This window comes from Burkholderia sp. BCC1638 (assembly GCF_902833195.1).
Classification (GTDB): domain Bacteria; phylum Pseudomonadota; class Gammaproteobacteria; order Burkholderiales; family Burkholderiaceae; genus Burkholderia; species Burkholderia diffusa.
The window spans coordinates 307,790-328,015 of sequence record NZ_CADFEC010000005.1 but is presented as its reverse complement, the minus strand read 5'-3'; the positions used below and the strand labels follow the sequence as shown (position 1 = coordinate 328,015).

The following is a 20,226-nucleotide window of genomic DNA, read 5'->3' as shown; positions in this document are numbered from 1 at the left end:
CGCTTCGAGCGGGGCTTTGTGTTGCTGCACGCGAAACCGGGAACGGCGCTTCGCTTGGTTGTCGCTTGGCTGTGACTTAGTTGCCGCCATCCTGCGACTGGCTCTGCGTGGTGCCGTACAGCTTCACCTTCGAGCGGTCACGCAGCGCGGCGAGATACGCTTCGCCTTCGCTTTGCGCTTCGACCTGCGCCATCTGCTGCTGCGCGGCCGCGAGCTGCTGCGGATCGACGGCCGTGCCCGGGATCACCGCGTTCACGCGATAGATCGCGTAGCCGTCCGCGCCGAGATCGACACCGACGTATGCCGGCAGCGTCTTCGCATCGACCTTGTAAACGGCGCTCAGCGCCGCCGGCGTCAAGCCCTGCGACTGCGTGCGCGACACCTTCTGCGCGGCCGTGAAGCCATCGACCGACTTCGACTTCTGCAGCTCGGCCAGCTTCGCCGCGCCGTCCTTCTTCGCGAGTTCCGCGGCCTGCTCGGCGATGACCTTCTGACGCACCACGTCCTTGATCGTATCGAGTGCCGGCACGGCCGCCGGCTTGTAGTCGGTCACGCGCGCCGAGATCAGCGTGTTGTTGCCCACGTCGATCGCCTGCGTGTTGTTCTGGCTCTTCACCGAGTCGTTCGCAAACACCGCAGCGAGGAACTTCGGATTGTTCAGCGGGCTCGTCGGCGGCAGTTGCGGATTCGGCGTCGGCGTGACGGTGGCCGTCTGGATCGTCAGCTTGTACTTGTCAGCGGCCGGCTGCAGCGTCTTCGCCTTTTCATAGACGGTCGACGTAAAGCCTTCCGCGTTGTCCGAGAACGCCTTCGCCGCGTATTGCTGCTTCAGGTCGACTGCGATCTGGTCCTTCACGTCCGCGAACGGCTTGACCACCGACGGCTTCACTTCCGTCGCCTTCAGGATGTGGAACCCGAGATCCGATTGCACGATACCGCTCACGTCGCCCTGCTTCAGCGCGAACGCGGCATCGTCGAACGCCTTGCCGCCCGCTGTCGAGCCACGCGTGATGAAGCCCAGATCGCCGCCCTTCGCCGCCGACGGCGCGTCCTGCGAGCTCTTCTGCGCGATCTGCGCGAACTGGTCCGGATGCGCCTTCACGTCGGCCAGCAGCTGCTCGGCCTTCGCCTTCGCGGCCGCCTTGTCGGCTGCACTTGCGTCGCTCGCCGCGGCGATGAAGATGTGGCTCACGCGCACCTGCGCTTCCGAGCGGAAGTGCGTCGGGTTGTCGTCGTAGAACTTCTTGATGTCGGCATCGGTCGGCTGCGCGCTCGCGGCGGCAGCAGCCGGCGAATAGACGAGATACTGGATCGTCGCGGTTTCCGGCGTCGCGAAGCCCTGCTTGTGCGCGTCGTAGTATGCGGTGAGCTGTGCGTCGGTCGGCTGCACCTTCGTCGCGTAGTCGCTCGTCTTCAGCACGAGCGCCTGCACTTCTCGCTGCTGCGCAGCCAGTTCCGACAGCCGTTGCGCCGGCCCCTTCGGCGTGAATGCGCTCGCCACGATGCTCGCCGGAATCTGCTGCAGCGCGAGGCTGTAGCGCACGCGTTCCTGGTACTGCTCGGGCGTCATCCCCTGGAACGACAACAGTTGCGCGTAGCGCTGGACGTCGATCGTACCGTCGGGTTTCTTCAGCGACGCGATCATCGGGTCGCTCATCAGCGCGTCGCGCACCGCATTGTCGGATGCGGTCAGGTGCAGGCGCTGCGTCTCGTCGGCCAGCACGCGTTGCTGGATCAGGCCGTCGAGCACTTGCTTGCGATGTTCGGGCGTGTCGAATGCCTTGATGTCGAACTGCCCGCCGAGCGCCTGGCGCGCCTGGTCGATCTGCTGGCGGAACGCGCCGTCGAATTCGACCCGCGTGATCTTGTGCCCGTTGATCGCCGCGACGTTCGCGCTGTCGTCGAAGAAGCCGCGGAAACCTTGGATCCCGACGAAACCCAGCCCCGGCAACACGATCAGGAGCAGGAGCGCCATCATCAGGCGCTGGTGATTACGGAAGAAATCGAGCATGCGTGACGGGAAAATTGGACAAAACGTCCGATATTACAACATACGGGATGGCACGGGAGAAAAGCAGGTGCGCAACGAACGGGCGCAACCGACGACGCAAATGAAAAAGCCCGCACGAGGCGGGCTTTTTCATTTTCTGGCGGAGCGGACGGGACTCGAACCCGCGACCCCCGGCGTGACAGGCCGGTATTCTAACCGACTGAACTACCGCTCCTTGGTCTGGCTGAATCAGGAAACTGGTGGGTGCTGAGGGGTTCGAACCCCCGACCTACGCCTTGTAAGGGCGCCGCTCTACCAGCTGAGCTAAGCACCCGTTTCCGATTCGTTCTGGCTGCGATCTACGTTTCGGCATCAACAACCAGCGAGCCCGCAAGTTTAATTCATCCCCGATCATTTTGCCAAGCCCGCGCGCGAAAAATTTTAACGCGCCGCTCAACCCGCGATGTCGAAGCACATAAAAAAACCCGCGGACATGCCGCGGGTTTCGTGAACAACCGTCAGAGACGGCGTTCAGGTTTTCAGTGCTTGACGACTTCCGTCGAGCCGGCATCCTTCGCCGCCTCGCCGACCGGTGCCGCAGCCTTCGCCTCTTCTTCTGGCGGCAGCGGGGTCGGCGTACGTTCGAGCGCGAGCTCGAGCACCTTGTCGATCCAGCGGACCGGCACGATCTCGATCGCGTTCTTCACGTTGTCCGGAATGTCCGCGAGATCCTTCACGTTCTCTTCCGGGATCAGCACGAGCTTGATGCCGCCGCGATGCGCAGCCAGCAGCTTTTCCTTCAGCCCGCCGATCGGCAGCACTTCGCCACGCAGCGTGATCTCGCCCGTCATCGCGACATCGGCACGCACGGGGATCCCCGTGAGCACCGACACCAGCGCGGTCGTCATCGCACCGCCGGCGGACGGACCGTCCTTCGGCGTCGCGCCTTCCGGCACGTGGATGTGGATGTCCTGCTTCTCGAACGCCTCGTCCTTAATACCCAGACGGCGCGAACGCGAGCGCACGACCGAACGTGCGGCCTCGACCGACTCCTTCATCACGTCGCCGAGCGAACCCGTGCGGATCACGTTGCCCTTGCCCGGCATCACCGCGGCTTCGATCGTCAGCAGGTCGCCGCCGACTTCCGTCCACGCGAGGCCCGTCACCTGACCGACCTGGTTTTCCTTCGCCGCGAGGCCGAAGTCGTACTTGCGCACGCCGAGGAACGTATCGAGGTTCTCGCCATCGACCTTGATCGCGCCCGATGCCTTCTTCAGCAACAACATCTTCACGACCTTGCGGCAGATCTTCGACACTTCCCGCTCGAGCGAACGCACACCGGCTTCGCGCGTGTAGTAGCGGATGATGTCGCGGATCGCCTGCTCGGTGACCTCGATCTCGCCGTCCTTCAGACCGTTGTTCTTCTTCTGCTTCGGCAGCAGGTAGCGCTGCGCGATGCTGACCTTCTCGTCTTCCGTGTAACCCGACAGACGAATCACTTCCATCCGGTCGAGCAGCGGCGGCGGGATGTTCAGCGAGTTCGACGTCGCGACGAACATCACGTCAGAAAGGTCGAAGTCGACTTCGATGTAGTGGTCGGCGAACGTGTGGTTCTGTTCCGGATCGAGCACTTCGAGCAGCGCCGACGACGGATCGCCGCGGAAATCCATGCCCATCTTGTCGACTTCGTCGAGCAGGAAGAGCGGATTGCGCACGCCGACCTTCGCCAGGCTTTGCAGGATCTTGCCCGGCATCGAGCCGATGTACGTGCGGCGGTGACCGCGGATCTCGGCTTCGTCACGCACGCCGCCGAGCGCCATCCGGACGAACTTGCGGTTCGTCGCGCGAGCGATCGACTGGCCGAGCGAGGTCTTGCCGACGCCCGGGGGCCCGACGAGGCACAGGATCGGCGCCTTCACCTTGTCCACGCGCTGTTGCACCGCGAGGTACTCGAGGATACGTTCCTTCACCTTCTCGAGGCCGAAGTGATCCTCGTCGAGCACCTGCTCCGCGTTCGACAGATCGTTGTTGACCTTGCTCTTCTTGCGCCACGGCAGGCCGATCAGCGTGTCGATGTAGTTGCGCACGACGGTCGCTTCCGCCGACATCGGCGACATCAGCTTCAGCTTCTTGAGCTCGGCATCGGCCTTCTTCTTCGCTTCCTTCGGCATGCGCGCGGCGTTGATGCGCTTCTCGAGTTCCTCGAGGTCCGCACCCTCTTCGCCTTCGCCCAGTTCCTTCTGGATCGCCTTGACCTGCTCGTTCAGGTAGTACTCGCGCTGGCTCTTTTCCATCTGGCGCTTCACGCGCCCGCGGATGCGCTTTTCGACCTGCAGGATGTCGATCTCGGCTTCGAGCTGCGCGAGCAGGTGCTCGAGGCGCTCGATGACCGGGAACATCTCGAGGATGTGCTGCTTCTGGTCGAGCTTCAGCGGCAGACGCTCGGCGATCATGTCCGCGAGGCGACCGGCTTCGTCGATGCCCGACAGCGACGTGAGAATCTCCGGCGGGATCTTCTTGTTCAGCTTCACGTACTGGTCGAACTGCGACACGATCGCACGGCGCAGCGCTTCCGTTTCCGCGCTGTCGGCGTGATCGGGCTCAAGCGGCATTACTTCACAGGAGAACTGCGTCTCCTGCTCTTCGATCGACAACGCCTTCGCACGCTGCAGGCCCTCGACGAGCACCTTCACGGTGCCGTCCGGCAGCTTCAGCATCTGCAGGATGTTGGCGATACAACCGACCTCGTACATGTCCTTTTCGGTCGGTTCGTCCTTGGCCGCGGTTTTCTGGGCGACGAGCATGATGTGCTTGCCGCCTTCCATCGCTGCTTCGAGGGCCTTGATCGATTTCGGCCGGCCCACGAAGAGCGGAATCACCATGTGCGGGAAAACGACGACATCCCGCAGCGGCAGCAGCGGGAGCGTGATGCGTTCCGGCGGGAGAAGTTGGGTGCCTGACATTTCATTTCCCCATGAGTGGAATCAATTGTTCGGTAATTGAGGCCGCCACAACGAATTGCAAGCCTTCAAGTGCGGGAAATATTCGGTAAGAAAGTAACCACCGCGTGTCGAGTCAGAGTTACCCACAAGATAAACGAAAAAAAGCCGCCCACGGACTCATGAACGGCCTTTTTCGCAGAACATCGTCGGCAAGCCGGTCAGTTCGAACCCGCCACCTTCGGCGTGTCCTCATAGATCAGCAGGGGTTTGCCGTCGCCATCGATGACGTTCTCGTCGATGATGACCTTGCTGACCCCTTTCATCGCCGGCAGTTCGTACATCACGTCGAGCAATGCCTGTTCGATGATCGAACGCAAACCGCGCGCGCCGGTCTTGCGGCGGATCGCCTTGCGGGCGACTGCCTGCAGCGCGCCCGGCCGGATTTCCAGCTCGACGCGCTCCATCGCGAACAGCTTGTGATACTGCTTGACGAGCGCGTTCTTCGGCTCGACGAGAATCTTCATCAGCGCGGCTTCATCGAGCTTGCCGAGCGTCGCGACCACCGGCAGACGGCCGATCAATTCGGGGATCAGACCGAATTTGATCAGATCTTCCGGTTCCGTTTCGCGCAGCACTTCGCCCGCATCGCGTTCCTGCTTGCTCTTGACCGTCGCGCCGAAGCCGATGCCCGTCTTTTCGGTACGATCGGTGATCACCTTCTCGAGACCGTCGAACGCACCGCCGCAGATGAACAGGATGTTGGTCGTGTCGACCTGAATGAAATCCTGGTTCGGATGCTTGCGGCCGCCCTGCGGCGGCACCGACGCCATCGTGCCCTCGACGAGCTTCAGCAGTGCCTGCTGGACGCCCTCGCCCGACACGTCGCGCGTGATCGACGGGTTGTCCGACTTGCGGCTGATCTTGTCGATTTCGTCGATGTAGACGATCCCGCGCTGCGCCTTGTCGACCTCGTAGTTGCAGTTCTGCAACAGCTTCTGGATGATGTTCTCGACGTCCTCGCCGACGTAGCCGGCTTCGGTCAGCGTCGTCGCATCGGCGATCACGAACGGCACGTTCAGCAACCGCGCGAGCGTCTGCGCGAGCAGCGTCTTGCCGGAGCCCGTCGGGCCGATCAGCAGGATGTTGCTCTTCGACAGCTCGACGTCGTCCTTCTTGTCGAGGTGCTTGAGGCGCTTGTAGTGGTTGTACACGGCCACGGCGAGGATCTTCTTCGCGCGCTCCTGGCCGATCACATACTGATCGAGGATGTCGCGAATTTCCTGCGGGCTCGGCAGATCCGACCGGGACAGGCTGGCCTCGACGCCGGCGGCAGCCGCCTCGTCTCGAATGATCTCGTTGCAGAGGTCGATGCACTCATCGCAGATGAATACCGACGGGCCCGCGATGAGTTTCTTCACCTCATGCTGGCTCTTCCCGCAAAACGAGCAATACAACAGCTTCTCGCTGTTCGAACCTTTTTTGTCCGCCATGAATGTAGAGCCTCCGGACAGGTAAATGACATGATACGCCGAATGCTCCGGACGCCGCGCCTAGGGCGCGACCGGAGCCGGCTGGATGCGCTTGCCGCAGATGCTCAGAGCACTCGGACGTTGCAGGGGCACCGCGCGAATCGGGGCGGCACCCCACTTAAGCTCACGGGCGCTTCAGCAGCACCTGATCGATCAGCCCGTACGCCTTCGCATCTTCGCTCGACATGAAGTTATCACGGTCGGTGTCGCGGGCGATGCGCTCGACGTCCTGACCCGTATGCTGCGCGAGCAGGTTGTTCAGCCGTTCCTTCAGGTAGAGGATTTCGCGTGCCTGGATCTCGATGTCGGACGCCTGGCCGCGCGCGCCGCCGAGCGGCTGGTGAATCATCACGCGCGAGTTCGGCAGCGCGAAACGCTTGCCCTTCGCGCCCGACGCGAGCAGGAACGCGCCCATGCTGGCCGCGAGACCCATGCAGAGGGTCGACACGTCCGGCTTGATGAACTGCATCGTGTCGTAGATCGCCATGCCGGCCGACACCGAACCGCCCGGGCTGTTGATGTAGAGGCTGATGTCCTTGTCGGGATTCTCGCTCTCGAGGAACAGCAGTTGCGCGACCACGAGGTTGGCGGTCTGGTCGTTCACTTCACCGACCATGAACACCAGGCGCTCCTTCAGGAGACGCGAATAGATATCGTACGAACGCTCGCCGCGGCCGCTCGTTTCGACGACGATCGGCACCAGCCCCAGCGCTTGCGCCTCGAAACCCTGCGGCGCGTTCGAAGCAAGCATGTCCAGCAATTCAGCGCGAGTGATCATTCAATGAACCTTGTTCGAATGGAAAATTGAACGGAGGGAAGCCGCCCGCTCAATCGCCATATTAATGGCAACCGTGCGCTTGACGTAAAAACGGCGTGCGGGCCGTCGCTCCGACAGCCGGCACGCCGCTAGAGCGACACTTACGCTTGCGCCGATGCGCTCGCGAGTGCCTCGAAGCTCACTTCCTTGTCCGTCACCTTTGCCTTGCCCAGCACGAAGTCGACGACGTTGCTTTCAACGACGAACGCTTCCATCTCGGCGAGGCGCTGCTGGTTCGAATAATACCAGCGGACCACTTCCTTCGGGTCTTCGTAGCTCTTCGCGAACTCGTCAACTTCCGCGCGGATCTGCTCCGGCTTCGCTTCGAGGCTGTTCGACTTCACGAGCTCGGCCAGCACGAGGCCCAGCTTCACGCGACGCTCTGCCTGCTCGGCGAACATCTCGGCCGGGATCGGTGCGTCCTTCGCGTTCGGCACGCCGCGCTGCGCCAGATCTTGGCGAGCCATTTCGACGAGACGTTGCTGGTCCTGCTCGATCAGCGCCTTCGGCACGTCGAGTTCGGAAATCTTCAGCAGCGCGTCCATCACCTGGTTCTTGACGATGGCTTGCGTGCGACGCTTCGCTTCGCGCTCGAGGTTTTCCTTGATTTCGGCGCGCATCTTCGTCAGGTCGCCGTCTTCGATGCCGAGCGACTTCGCGAATTCGCCGTCGATTTCCGGCATGTGCGGCCACTCGATCTTCTTCATCGTAACCGTGAATTGCGCCGTCTTGCCCGCCACGTCCTTGCCGTGGTAATCGTCCGGGAACTTCAGGTCGAACGTACGCTGTTCGCCAGCCTTCAGGCCCAGCGCCGCCGTTTCGAATTCCGGCAGCATGCGGCCTTCGCCGAGCACGAACGGGAAGTCTTCGGCCGTGCCGCCCTGGAACGCGACGTCGTCGATCTTGCCGACGAAGTCGACCGTCACGCGGTCGCCGTTCTTCGCTGCGGTGTCCGCACCGCCGTCGCCATGCTCGCCGGCTTCGCCGCGAGCGTGGTAGTGCACGCGCTGCTTGCGCAGGATTTCCAGCGTGCGGTCGATTTCGGCGTCGCCGATCGACGTCGTCGAGCGCTCGACTTCAGCCGTCGCCAGATCGCCGATCTTCACTTCCGGGTAAACCTCGAACGTCGCGTCGAACGCGTATGCGTCCTCAGCCTGCTCCTGCTTCGGCTCGAAGCTCGGCTGGCCTGCGACGCGCAGGTTTTCCGCGCGGCTGATCGTGAAGAATTCCTGGCCGATCTTGTCGCTCAGCACTTCCGCCTCGACCTGACCCGAGTACTGCTGGGCGACCATCTTGAGCGGCACCTTGCCCGGGCGGAAACCCGGCATGCGAACGTTCTTCGCGAGTTTCTGGATACGGGCGTCGATTTCCTTCTGCACGGTGTCCTTCGGCAGGGAAATCGTCACGCGGCGTTCAAGCTTGCCGAGGTTCTCAACAACGTTAGCCATGGCTTCAATCGTCCTAAAATTATTCGAGCGAATCGGGTTTTCCTTGCCGTGCCTGCCTGCGGCGTGAGGTGCATCGCATGCACACGCCGCGCCGGAGCGCCACGCCATCCCTGCACGCGCCGGATGGCTAGCGCAAGCGGCTCGGAGCACGGCTTTGGCCGGAAGAATCGACTATTCTAGCAAACAATTTTCCTCGTACCGCCAGATCGGTACGACAACGAGGCCGACTGGCCATGCCGCCCGCTCCCGCGCACGGCAATGCGCGCGGATCGCCGCTATGCCGAACGGCGTATCCACCGCGGGCCCGCCATCCTGTAAGCTCCGAATGAGGATGCGCCGCGATCGCGGCCGCCATTCTTCACACCAATCACGCCTTCCGGAGACACCATGCCGCAACACCCGTCCGCGCCTGTCGTCGTCATCGCGCCCGATTCGTTCAAAGGCTCGCTTTCCGCCGAGCAGGTCGCGGACGCAATCGCCACCGGCATCCGCCGTGCCCGTCCCGACGCGGTCGTGCGCTGCTGCCCGATGGCCGACGGCGGCGAAGGCACGCTCGACGCGATGCTGGCGAGCGGCGGCACGCGGCGCACGGTGCGGGTGGCCGGCGCATCGCTCGCGGCACGCGACGCGGCGGTCGGCGTGATCGACGCGCGCACCGCGATCGTCGAGACGGCCGAGATCGTCGGGATCACCGACGCGGTCGGCATGAGCGTGCCCGTCGACGCGCGCAGCACGCGCGGCATGGGCGAAGCGATCCGCACGCTGCTCGACGAGGGTGTGCGCCGCTTCTTCGTCGCGCTCGGCGGCAGCAGCACCAACGACGCGGGCGCCGGGTTGCTCGCGGGCCTCGGCCTGCAATGCTTCGACGCGGCCGGCCAGCCGGTCGAACCCGTCCCGGCGCGGCTCGCCGATATCGCGCGGATCGACGCGTCGGGGCTCGATCCGCGCCTGAAGGAAACTGAATTCATCGGCATGTCCGACGTCGACAACCCACTGACGGGCGCGCACGGCGCGACTGCGGTGTTCGGTCCGCAAAAGGGCGTGACGCCCGAGCAGGTTGCGACCCTCGACGCCGCGCTCGGCCGTTTCGCCGACCTGCTCGAGGCCGCGCTCGACCGGCGAGGCCGTGACCTGCCCGGCGCCGGCGCCGCGGGCGGCCTCGGATTCGCACTCCACATGCTGGGCGCACAATTCGAAGCCGGCGCGGAAGTCGTCGCGCGGCAGATCGGGCTCGATGCCGCGCTCGCCGGCGCCGACTGGCTGATCACCGGCGAAGGCCGCTCCGACGTGCAGACGCTGCACGGCAAGGCACCGTTCATCGCCTGCCGTCATGCGCGGGTCGCGGGCGTGCCCGCGTCGCTGCTGTCGGGCGCGGTCGACCCGGCCGCGCTGCCGCGCCTGTCCGAACACTTTTCCGGCTGCTTCTCGCCCGCGCCCGGCCCGATCACACTCGACGTCGCGATCCGCGACGCGGCGAACCTGCTCACGAACGAAGCCGAACAGTTGACACGGCTGAAGTACGGCGCACACTGACCGTTGACCCGAGCGCGCGATACAGGAACAATCGGGCCCGCCCTTTTTCTTCAGGATTCGACATGAAAGGCCGCCAAGCCGGGCTCGATCAGTTTCTGACCTATCGCCTCCATGCGCTCACGAAGCGATCCGACCGCGGGATCGCCGACGTGTACCGGCACAAGCTGGACATCTCGCTGCCCGAGGCGCGGGTGATCGCCGCCGTCGGCGCCTTCGGTCCGTTTTCGATCATGGATCTCGCTCGCCACACCAACCTCGACAAGAGCCAGGCGAGCCGCGCGGCGGAAGCGCTGCTGCGCCAGGGGCTGCTCCAGCGCAGCGCGAGCGAGGAAGACGGCCGGATCGTGCTGATCGCGCTGACCGCCGACGGCCGCGCGCTGCATCGCAAGATCATGCCGATCGTGCGCAAGTGGAATGACGGCTTGCTCGCTTGCCTGTCCGACAGCGAGCGCCAGACGTTCGAGCGACTGCTCGACAAGGTCGTCGCGAACGCGGTCGAACGCGACGACTGAATCGCAATACGGGTGCCTTCGGACCACCCGAGTCGCGCAAGGGCAAGCCCAAGGGCAGCGTGCCCGGCTTCCCTTGCCGTGGCTACCGGACGACTGCCCGGCACTTCTTCATCCTTCTTCTCGTGCCGGCCATCGGCGCGGCCATTCGCCTCCGTTATAGCCCGCTGTTTGCCGCACGCTGACGCAGCAATCCCAGCACCGCGTCGCAATACGGCGTCGGCACGTCGAGCTTGCGTCCCAGTTCCGGAAACACGCCGAGGATCGGCCCGATTTCCAGTGCTCGCCCGGCCTCGAAATCCTGCAGCATCGATGTCCTGAACGCACCGAGCTTGCGCGTCACGGCAATCCGCTCTGGCCCGCTCATTCCCGTATCGAGACCGAGCTTCGCGCCGATCGCGGCCGCCTCCTCCATCATCCGCAACGCGAGGTCGTGCGTGAACGGATCGTCAAGCAGTTGCGAGGCGGTCGAACCCGTCAGCGCGCTCAACGGGTTCATGTTCATGTTGCCCCACAGCTTTGCCCAGATTTCGGTGCGGATCGCCGCGGTCGACTCGACGTCGAAGCCGCCCGCGGCGAGCGCCGCCGCGAATCGCGCGGTCGACGCATCGAGCCGCGGATCGGGCGAGCCAATGATCAGACGGTTGCCGCGACCGCGGCGCACGATCCCGGGCGCGTCGGTGCTCGACGAGAGGTGCACAACGCAGCCAATCGCCTGCGCGGGCGGCAGCGCCGCCGAAACCGCCCCCGCCGGATCGACCGCATCGAGCGGCACGCCGTCGAGCGGGCCCGCGAACCCGTGCGTGAACCACCACGGCAGCCCGTTCATCGCGGCGACGATCACCGTGCCGGGCCCGACCAGCGGCGCGATGCGCGCGGCCAGCGCCGGCAATGCCTGCGCTTTGAGCGCGATCACCACGTAGTCCTGCACGCCGAGCGCGGCCGCGTCGTCGCTCGCACGCACCGGGACCGACGACTCGGTGCCCGCTTCGTCGATCACGCGCACGCCGTGCGCGTTCAGGGCATCGAGTGTCGCGCCGCGCGCGAATGCGCTCACCGTCATGCCGGCCCGCGACAGCGCGGCCGCGAGCAACCCGCCGATCGCGCCGACACCGACCACCGCCGCGCGCACCGCCCCTGAATTCGTGTCGTTCATGATGGAAATCCGTCTACCGGGAGCTGACGAGCATAGCGCCAGATGGTTGCGGATACAACCATTCACGCAAGCATCTTCGTCGCCGTGTTCGCATGAGCGATTCAGCGCGGTGCGATGCCCGCCTCCACAGGCTCGTCGTCGGCCGAGCCGCCCGTCGCGCCGAGCACGCCGGCGATCTGGCTCTTGTCGTGCATGCCGAGCTTGCGGTACGCGCAGCGCAGATAGTGACGCACGGTCGTCGGCGAAATCGCCATCTGCTGCGCGACCTCCTTGTGCGAACGGCCGGCACCGTAATAGCGGATCGCCGCCAGCTCGCGCGGGCTCAGCCGATCGAGCAGCGAGCGCGGCCGCGCCTCGATCTGGAACAGTCCCGCGACGGGCACGCACTGGATGCGCAGCGCGTCGCCGATGTACGGCTGGCCCGACTGGCGCCGCACATGCGCGACCAGCGGCTCCGGCACGCGCGGGCCCGTCCACGCCGGCCATTCAGTCCGCAGCACGTCGTCGAAGCCGTGGTCAGCGTGATGCAGCACGCCGAAGTTGTCGCACAGCGCGCGAGCCGCCGGCGCCACCGCATCGGCACGCTCGCGCGTGAGCTGTGCCGCGCGGTTGATCGTCAGCGCGGCCGCCAGATGCGGAATCACTTCCTCGAAGCGGCTCGCGTCGTCGTCGCTGAACGGACGGTTCAGGCCCTGGCGGTAGATCGACATGAACGTCGTCAGCCCGAAGCGGCGATCGAGCGTACACACGCACATCAGTTGCGCCAGCCCGTACTTCACGCACCAGTCGCGAAACCGCGCGTCGAACCCGGGCTCGACGACCGACAAGCGCACCGCGCGACCATGCGCGCCGAGCAGCGTGCGCTGCGCGAGCGGATCGCAGTCGCGCACGCGTTTCCAGTCGCTGAAGAACGCGTGCGGAAGACGGTACAGGAAACTGTTGTGCATCACCGGGCCGGTCGGCACGTGCGTCGCGACGCCGGTCCATGCGGCATCGAACGGGATGAGCCCCTGCAGCAGCGAAAAGAAGCGGCACTCGAATTCGCCGATGCTCGACTGCGCGGCGAGCGCGTACAGGTCGAGCAGCATCAGGCCGAGTTCGCGTCGCGCCGCATCGCCGCGCGTCACGCCGTCGAAATCGGCGCGGCGCGACGGCAGCGGCGGCCATGCGGATTCGTCGAGCACGATCGCGGCCGGCACATCGCGCAGCGCATCGGGATCCTGCCTGATATCCGTGGTGATCCTCACCTTCCGCTCCCCTGCCCGATCGGGCCGCTGATGCGCGCAATGCAGACCGGCCGATTATAGCGACCGGCATTTTTGGCGGGCCCCGCCGCCAGAACACGCGGCAACCCCATCCATTTGAACGGTGCGCCGCCCGTTGCTGCTGCGCAGCACGCCGCGCTGCGGTGTCGCGGTACGTCCATCCCGTGCACCGCGGGTTTTCCTCACCGTTCATCTGCACGACTGTTCAGCGGTTTTCCCGCTGCCGACACTGCGTCGCGACAACACCAACGACAAACGATGCAGGACGGTATGGAGAACCCCACGTGACGACATTCCGCTTCATCCGCACGGCGACCGCCGCGGCGCTCGCCGCGTGCAGCCTCGCCGCGCACGCGCAATCGACCCTCACGCTGTACGGCGCGCTCGACGCCGGCGTGCAGTACCTGACGCATGCCGACGGACGGCACGCGGCCGTGCAGTTGCAGAACTACGGCATCCTGCCGTCGCAGGTCGGGCTGAAGGGCACCGAGGATCTTGGCGGCGGCTGGAGCGCGCTGTTCAAGCTCGAACAAGGCCTCAACATCAACGACGGCACCTCGACCGTGCCGGGCTACGCGTTCTTCCGCGGCGCGTATGTCGGCATCGCGGGGCCCGTCGGCACCGTGACGCTCGGCCGGCAATTCAGCGTGCTGTTCGACAAGACGCTGTTCTACGACCCGCTGTGGTACGCGTCGTACAGCGGCCAGGGCGTGCTCGTGCCGATGAACGCGAACTTCATCGACCACTCGATCAAGTACCAGTCTCCGACGTTCGCCGGCTTCGATGTCGAGGCCCTCGCCGCGACCGCCGGCGTCGCGGGCAACACGCGCGCCGGGCGCGTGCTCGAGCTCGGCGGTCAGTACGCCAGCAACGGACTGTCGGTCAGCGCGGTGCTGCATCAGGCGCACGGCGACGCGTCAGCCGCGGAGGACGCGTCCGCGCGCCGCCGCGAACTCGGCACGCTCGCCGCGCGTTACGCGTTCGCGACGCTGCCGCTCACCGTCTACGCGGGCGTCGAACGCCTGACCGGCGACCTCGAAGCGGCGCGCACGATCGTCTGGGGCGGCGCCCGTTATCTGACATCGGGCGGAATCGGGCTGAACGCGGGCGTCTACCACACCGATTCGCACACGCCGACGATCGGTCACCCGACGCTCTTCATCGCCAGCACCACCTACGCGCTGTCCAAACGCACCGTCGCCTACGTGAACCTCGGTTATGCGCGCAACAGCGGCCAGAGTTCGCAGACCGTCTACGAATACGACCCGACACCGCTCGCCGGCGCATCGCAGTTCGGCGCGATGGTCGGCATGTATCACCTGTTCTGATTCCGTCCAGCGAGATCCCGCCATGAAAACCCTTTGCTCCGATGCCGCGCCGCCGTCCGACGGCCGCGCGGCGCCTTTCGCGCGCTCGACGCTCGTCGCGCTCGTCGTGTTCGCGGCCATCACGCCGCTGCTGCTGCTCGTCGCGCCAGCCGTCGCCGGTCAACTGGCGACGCAGCTCGGGCTGTCCGCGTCGCAGATCGGCACCTACTTCTTCGTCGAACTCGGCGCGTTCAGCCTCGCGACCGTGCCGTCGTACCTGTGGCTCGGCCGCGTCGATGCGCGCCGCGTCGCTGCGTGCGCGATCGCACTGTTCGGCGCGGGCAATCTCCTGACCGCGTTGTGGATGCCCGGCTTTGGCCCGCTGCTCGCGCTGCGAGCCGTCACCGCGCTCGGCGGCGGCTCGTTGATGGTGCTCTGCATGACCAGCGCGGCCACGAGCGAGAACAGCGATCGCGTGTACGGGCTGTGGGTCGTCGGCCAGTTGGTCGCCGGTGCGGTAGGCCTGTTCGTGCTGCCGCACGTGTTCGCCGCGTTCGGGCTGCGCGCGCTGTACGTCGCGCTCGCCGCGCTCGCGCTGCTTGCCGCGCCGTTGTCACGCGGCTTTCCGGCGACGCTCGGTGCGCGGACCGCGTCGGCCCGGGCCGCGCGCGGCGCCGCGACGGATGCACCACGGCTCTTCGTCGCGCTCGCGATCGGCGCGGTACTGAGCTTCTATCTCGCGATCGGCAGCGTGTGGACGTTCGCGAGCCGCGCGGCGGCGGAAGCCGGACTCGACCCGCAATCGACCGGCAACGTGCTCGCGATCGCGAGCGTGATGGGGATAGCCGGCGCGGCGCTCGCATCGTGCGCGGGCGGCCGGCTTGCGCGGCGCACGATGCTGGCCGCCGGTTACGCGCTGCTCGCGGCGTCGCTCGTCGCACTCGCCGCGCTGCCGCATGCGAGCGGCTACGGCGCCGCGATCTTCGCGTTCAAGTTTGCGTGGACATTCGTACTGCCGTTCATTCTCGCGACCGTCGCGCAGATCGACACGTCCGGGCGGCTCGTCGCGACGCTCAATTTCGTGATCGGCGCGGGCCTCGCGGCCGGCCCGCTCCTCGCCGGGCTGTTGCTCGATGCCGGCGGCACGATGCACACGCTGTTCGCGGCCGCGACGGCCGTCGCGATCGCGTCGTTTGCCGCGCTGCGCCATATCGATCGGCGCGCGCGGACGTACATGACTTCCGTTTCTTCCCAACCGTGACAGGTCGACCTATCCATGAATCGCACTGCCTTCTTCACCGATGAACGCACCTTCTGGCACACCGGCGGCACGCACGCGCTGTTCTTCCCGGTCGGCGGCTGGGTCCAGCCGCCGTCGAGCACCGGCTACGCGGAATCGCCCGATTCGAAGCGCCGCCTCCTGTCGCTCGTGCAGGCGTCGGGCCTGGCCAACCACCTCGACATGCGCGGTGCCGCGCCAGCCACCACCGGCGATCTGCTGCGCATCCACCCGGCGAGCTATCTCGATGCGTTCCGCGCGCTCAGCGATGCGAACGGCGGCGACCTCGGCGATCTCGCGCCGTTCGGCAAGGGTAGCTACGAGATCGCCGCGCTGTCCGCGGGTCTTGCGATCGCGGCGGTCGACGCCGTCGTCGCCGAGCGCGCGGCGAACGCGTTTTCGCTGTCGCGGCCGCCCGGCCATCACTGCCTGCGCGATCGCCCGATGGGCTTCTGCCTGCTCGCGAACATCCCGATCGCGATCGAGGCCGCACGCGCGAAGCATGGCATCGACCGCGTCGCGGTGATCGACTGGGACGTGCATCACGGCAACGGCACGCAGTCGATCTACTACGACGATCCGGACACGCTGACGATCTCGCTGCATCAGGACCGCTGCTTTCCGCCCGGCTACAGCGGCGGCGATGAGCGCGGCGCAGGTGCGGGCATCGGCGCGAACCTGAACGTGCCGTTGCTCGCGGGCAGCGGCGACGACGCATATCGCCACGCGTTCGAGCTGATCGTGCTGCCGGCGCTGGAGCGGTTCCGGCCGGAACTGATTGTCGTCGCGAGCGGCCTCGATGCGAACGCGGTCGATCCGCTCGCGCGCATGCAATTGCATACGGACAGTTACCGGTACATGACGCGCTCGGTAAAGGAGGCGGCGCAACGCCATTGCGGCGGGCGGCTCGTGATCGTCCACGAGGGCGGCTATTCGGAAGCGTACGTGCCGTTCTGCGGACTCGCGATCGTCGAGGAACTGGCCGGTATCCGAACCGATGTCGCCGATCCGATGCTGGATCTCGCGATCGCGCAGCAGCCGGGCGAGCGGTTCGTCGCGTTCCAGCGCGAACTGCTCGACGAACTGGCCGTGTCGTTCGGCTTGTAACGCGCGCTCACCAACGATGCGGGGCCGGCCCTTGCGCGATCGGTGCGGATGGGGTTTCCTGTGCTTTTACACCTGCCAGGCCCGGCCCCCTCTTCAGATGAAATCGTCTCCGCGCGATCCCGACACCAACGACAAAGCGCGCCGCCAGCCTTCGAAGCTCGCACTGAATATCGCTGCCGTGCTGGTCGGGCTCGTCACGTTCGCGATCGGCGCGGCGTGGTTGATCTATAGCTGGATCGTCGATCGCGAAGCGCAGTATTTCGCGATTCCGCTGGTGTTCTCGGTGCCGGTGATCGTGGCGGTCGCGGTGCGGAGTTTCTGGGACTAGGCACGCTCGAAACGACGAAGCGCCGCGGTCGGTGGACGCGCGGCGCTTCTTTTTCAGGTCCAGTACAGGTATCTGCGGCGAGCAGCAAGCCTCCCCGTTCGGCCTGGAACCGTTCACAGGCCCGCGCGTGCGCACGGATTCGGGACCGGCCCCTGATAGCCGTGGATGGCGCTCAGCGCGGAACCCACCAGCACCGTGCCGAGCGATTTCAGCACGGCTTCCGTCGTCGTGGGCTCACCGCTCGAGATGGGCCGCCCCGAGTAGGCCATGCACCCCGGTGACGGCGCGATCGCCTGCACGGGCCGTGCGCTCCATGCAACGTTGTCGGCAGGCGTGGCGGCATACTCCGGTATTGCCAGCGTCAGAGGAAGAAGGGAAATCAGCATGCGTGCGAGGTTGGTCATCGATGGTCCCCGGTCGAACAACCCACGTGAATGAATGGCGTTGTTCATCATATGCGCAGCCGGTTTTCCGTGCCTGCGAAAGCGTGCGCACTCCCCCGCGGAACCACACCAACAAAAAAGCGCTGCCGGTCAGCCAACCGGCAGCGCTTTCTCGGAAACGGCCCTTGGCGGGGCACGTTCAACTTCGTGGTGCGTGAGGCCGGACTCGAACCGGCACACCCTTGCGGGCGTCAGGACCTAAACCTGGTGCGTCTACCAATTTCGCCACTCACGCGGATTTCTGTCGCCTCATCGCGTGGCACGCAAGATGCGTTCTCCACGCGCCCGGGACTTCATGCCGAACCGAAAACCGGCACACCCGATCAGGCGAGCGCGAGATTCTACCCGATCTGTGCAGCGTTGTCTCGCCCCACCGGCGCCCGTCGAAGAGCGGTGCTAGAATGCCGCGCTCGACGTGCCGGCCATGCGCCGGCGCGCGTCCCCGAACCCGCCTCCGCCACGATCCCACCCGTGAACTTCGACGACTACTGTCAGCAAAAGGCCGCCCCCGCAGGCTCCAGCGTCTACTACGCGCTGCGCCAGGCGCCGCTCGCCGCCGAACCGCGGCTGACGGCCCTGTTCGCGCTGCGCCGCGAACTCGAGGAAACCGTCAAGGAAACCAGCGATCCGACCGTCGGACACACGAAGCTCGCGTGGTGGCACAAGGAACTCGCGGCGCTCGCCGCCGGCGAACCGTCGCATCCGGTCACGAAGGCGCTCGCGCAACACCACCCGGCGATCCGGGCCGAATCCGACGCGCTGCGCACACTCGTCAACGGTTACGGGATGGATCTCGAACAGGCGCGTTACCTGGATTTCGCGAACCTGCAGCGCTACATCGCGCAGGTGGGCGGCACCTTCGCGTCGCTGGTCGCGCGCGCAAGTGCCGCGAATCCGGCCGACCCGCAACCGTGGGCCGCGGATGCCGGCCGCGCGCTGATGCTCGCGCAATTCGTGCAGGAACTCGGCAACGACGCGCGGCACGGCCGCATCTATCTGCCGATCGACGAACTGCAACGCTACAACGTGACCGCTGCCGACCTGCTGAACCGCCGCTACAGCCCGGCTTTCACCGAGCTGCTGCAGTTTCAGACGGGCCGCGCACGCGAAGCGCTGGCCGCCGCCGACGCAGCGGTCCCCGCACCCGAGCGCCGCGCGCAACGCACGCTGCGCGCGCAGATTGCACTGGCCGGCGCGCTGCTCGACGAAATCGAGCGCGACGGCTACCAGGTGCTGCACCAGCGCATCGCCCTGACACCGATCCGCAAGCTGTGGATCGCGTGGCGCGCCGCGCGCCGCCGCTGACCCGCGCCGTCACCCTCCCCGGCATCACACCTTCAGCAACGGCAGCGTATCGAAGCGCTGCTGCAGCACGTGCGTCGCATCGAGCCCCCACCACGGCCCGAGCACGGTCGCATACAGCTGGCGGAAATCGACCGCGACCGGCAGGTTGCCGTTGCCGTCGAGATGCCCGAGTGCCGGCGCCGCGCCGTACAACCCGCCCGCCACGCGCCCGCCCATCACGAAATGCGGCGCGGCGGTGCCGTGATCGGTGCCGTTGCTCTGGTTCTCGCGCACGCGCCGCCCGAATTCCGCATACGTCATCACGAGCGTCTGGTTCCAGCGTCCGAGTTCGATCAACGCGCCGCGCATCGCACTCATCCCTTCCGCGAACTGCTTGAGCAGCGCAGCCTGCTGCCCCGGCTGGTTCTGGTGCGTATCGAAACCGTTGAGCGTGAGCCGCAACACCGCGACGCCGTCCTGCGCGCCGGGCCCCGACGCCTCGCATGCCGCGAGCACCTGCATCGCGGTCTTCACCGACGTACCGAACGTACCGGCCGGAAAGGCGGTCCTGAACTCGCGCATGCCGCCGCGCGGGCGCAGCCTGTCGGCCGCCTTCACGATGTCGTTCTCGACGTCGATGATGTGCGCGAGCGCCGGGTTCCGCTCGCGCAGCGACGACGGTTCGGCCAACCGCGCCGCGCGAATGAACTGCGCCGGATTGACGAGCGCGATCGCGCGCGCGCCGTTCGCGAGCGGCCCCATCTCCGCGCTGCCGAGCACGACGCCGTCGGCCGCGAAGCCCGCCGGCACCGGCGCCTGCGCGAACGTGCGCGTGAGCCAGCCTTCGTGCAGGTACTGGTCGGAGCGGGACGCGGTATCCCAGATCTCGATCGAGCGGAAATGCGACAGGTTCGGCTGCGGATAGCCGACACCCTGCACGACCGCGACCTGCCCGTCGCGCCACAGCGGCATCAACGGCGCGAGCGACGGGTGCAGCCCCGTATGCGCATCGAGCTGCAGCACCTGGTCTCGCTTGATGCCGATGCTTCGGCGAAACTGGTAGTAGAGCGGATCGGCATACGGCACCACGGTGTTGAGGCCGTCGTTGCCGCCCTTCAGCTCGACGAGGATCAGCACGTTCGCATAGCCGGCCGCCGGCTGCCGCCCCGCCGCGGCGATCGATGTCGCCGCCTGCGCGGGCGGCTGCCACAACGACACGCCCGCCGCGGCCGCGGCGCCCGTCAGCGTCAGAAAATCACGTCGGTTCATCGTGCATCCTTCGGTTCGCC

At 66.2% G+C, this 20,226-nt stretch carries 16 protein-coding genes and 3 tRNA genes; 7 read left to right on the top strand and 12 right to left on the bottom strand.

The genetic code is table 11. The annotated features are described in order from the left end of the window. Positions 1-76 precede the first annotated feature (76 nt). From HWX22_RS08555 to tig, 7 genes are all read right to left on the bottom strand, one after another. Positions 77-2,011, bottom strand: coding sequence for a SurA N-terminal domain-containing protein (locus HWX22_RS08555; protein ID WP_175915394.1), 1,935 nt, complete (start codon positions 2,009-2,011; stop codon positions 77-79). Between the two features lie 137 nt (positions 2,012-2,148). Beyond that, positions 2,149-2,225: transfer RNA gene (locus tag HWX22_RS08550), tRNA-Asp, on the bottom strand. Positions 2,226-2,248: 23 nt separating this feature from the next. After that, positions 2,249-2,324 (bottom strand) — tRNA-Val (locus HWX22_RS08545). A 205-nt stretch (positions 2,325-2,529) separates the two neighbouring features. Next, complete coding sequence (gene lon / locus HWX22_RS08540; RefSeq protein ID WP_044843675.1) at positions 2,530-4,953, bottom strand: endopeptidase La; 2,424 nt, start codon at positions 4,951-4,953, stop codon at positions 2,530-2,532. Positions 4,954-5,150: 197 nt separating this feature from the next. Continuing rightward, positions 5,151-6,422 (bottom strand): ATP-dependent Clp protease ATP-binding subunit ClpX, encoded by a 1,272-nt coding sequence (gene clpX / locus HWX22_RS08535; RefSeq protein ID WP_006754177.1) that lies wholly within the window; start codon positions 6,420-6,422, stop codon positions 5,151-5,153. 163 nt (positions 6,423-6,585) lie between these two features. Continuing rightward, positions 6,586-7,239: an ATP-dependent Clp endopeptidase proteolytic subunit ClpP gene (gene clpP / locus HWX22_RS08530; RefSeq protein ID WP_006496351.1), complete on the bottom strand. Its 654-nt coding sequence runs from the start codon at positions 7,237-7,239 to the stop codon at positions 6,586-6,588. A gap of 140 nt (positions 7,240-7,379) precedes the next feature. Further along, positions 7,380-8,726 (bottom strand): trigger factor, encoded by a 1,347-nt coding sequence (gene tig, locus HWX22_RS08525; RefSeq protein WP_059817653.1) that lies wholly within the window; start codon positions 8,724-8,726, stop codon positions 7,380-7,382. Positions 8,727-9,113: 387 nt separating this feature from the next. Between tig and HWX22_RS08520 the strand changes: the two genes are divergently transcribed. Together HWX22_RS08520 and HWX22_RS08515 are read left to right on the top strand one after the other, a co-directional pair. Then, positions 9,114-10,259 carry a glycerate kinase gene (locus HWX22_RS08520; protein WP_175915393.1) on the top strand — a complete coding sequence of 382 codons (1,146 nt, stop codon included), beginning with the start codon at positions 9,114-9,116 and terminating at the stop codon, positions 10,257-10,259. Positions 10,260-10,321: 62 nt separating this feature from the next. Next, the gene (locus HWX22_RS08515) at positions 10,322-10,771 is read left to right on the top strand and encodes a MarR family transcriptional regulator (RefSeq protein WP_059693366.1); all 450 of its coding nucleotides are present in this window, start codon (positions 10,322-10,324) and stop codon (positions 10,769-10,771) included. Between the two features lie 154 nt (positions 10,772-10,925). Here HWX22_RS08515 and HWX22_RS08510 read toward each other — a convergent pair whose 3' ends face one another. Both HWX22_RS08510 and HWX22_RS08505 read right to left on the bottom strand, forming a co-directional pair. Next, positions 10,926-11,924: a 2-dehydropantoate 2-reductase gene (locus tag HWX22_RS08510; protein WP_175915392.1), complete on the bottom strand. Its 999-nt coding sequence runs from the start codon at positions 11,922-11,924 to the stop codon at positions 10,926-10,928. Between the two features lie 101 nt (positions 11,925-12,025). Further along, complete coding sequence (locus HWX22_RS08505) at positions 12,026-13,171, bottom strand: LuxR C-terminal-related transcriptional regulator (RefSeq protein WP_175915391.1); 1,146 nt, start codon at positions 13,169-13,171, stop codon at positions 12,026-12,028. 302 nt (positions 13,172-13,473) lie between these two features. Between HWX22_RS08505 and HWX22_RS08500 the strand changes: the two genes are divergently transcribed. From HWX22_RS08500 to HWX22_RS08485, 4 genes are all read left to right on the top strand, one after another. Further along, complete coding sequence (locus HWX22_RS08500; RefSeq protein WP_175915390.1) at positions 13,474-14,517, top strand: porin; 1,044 nt, start codon at positions 13,474-13,476, stop codon at positions 14,515-14,517. Positions 14,518-14,539: 22 nt separating this feature from the next. Next, the gene (locus tag HWX22_RS08495; RefSeq protein WP_175915389.1) at positions 14,540-15,757 is read left to right on the top strand and encodes an MFS transporter; all 1,218 of its coding nucleotides are present in this window, start codon (positions 14,540-14,542) and stop codon (positions 15,755-15,757) included. A 15-nt stretch (positions 15,758-15,772) separates the two neighbouring features. Continuing rightward, a complete protein-coding gene (locus tag HWX22_RS08490; RefSeq protein WP_175915388.1) occupies positions 15,773-16,882 on the top strand; it encodes a class II histone deacetylase in 1,110 nt (369 codons plus the stop codon). A gap of 97 nt (positions 16,883-16,979) precedes the next feature. Then, positions 16,980-17,210: a hypothetical protein gene (locus tag HWX22_RS08485; RefSeq protein ID WP_059529650.1), complete on the top strand. Its 231-nt coding sequence runs from the start codon at positions 16,980-16,982 to the stop codon at positions 17,208-17,210. A gap of 113 nt (positions 17,211-17,323) precedes the next feature. On the opposite strand, the gene HWX22_RS08480 is transcribed toward HWX22_RS08485, so the two are convergent. Together HWX22_RS08480 and HWX22_RS08475 are read right to left on the bottom strand one after the other, a co-directional pair. Continuing rightward, the gene (locus tag HWX22_RS08480) at positions 17,324-17,614 is read right to left on the bottom strand and encodes a hypothetical protein (RefSeq protein WP_175915387.1); all 291 of its coding nucleotides are present in this window, start codon (positions 17,612-17,614) and stop codon (positions 17,324-17,326) included. A 187-nt stretch (positions 17,615-17,801) separates the two neighbouring features. After that, positions 17,802-17,888, bottom strand: a tRNA-Leu gene (locus HWX22_RS08475). 236 nt (positions 17,889-18,124) lie between these two features. Between HWX22_RS08475 and hpnD the strand changes: the two genes are divergently transcribed. Then, positions 18,125-18,958 carry a presqualene diphosphate synthase HpnD gene (gene hpnD, locus HWX22_RS08470; protein ID WP_175915386.1) on the top strand — a complete coding sequence of 278 codons (834 nt, stop codon included), beginning with the start codon at positions 18,125-18,127 and terminating at the stop codon, positions 18,956-18,958. Between the two features lie 24 nt (positions 18,959-18,982). Here hpnD and HWX22_RS08465 read toward each other — a convergent pair whose 3' ends face one another. After that, positions 18,983-20,206: a DUF1501 domain-containing protein gene (locus tag HWX22_RS08465; RefSeq protein WP_175915385.1), complete on the bottom strand. Its 1,224-nt coding sequence runs from the start codon at positions 20,204-20,206 to the stop codon at positions 18,983-18,985. Between the last annotated feature and the right edge of the window lie 20 nt (positions 20,207-20,226).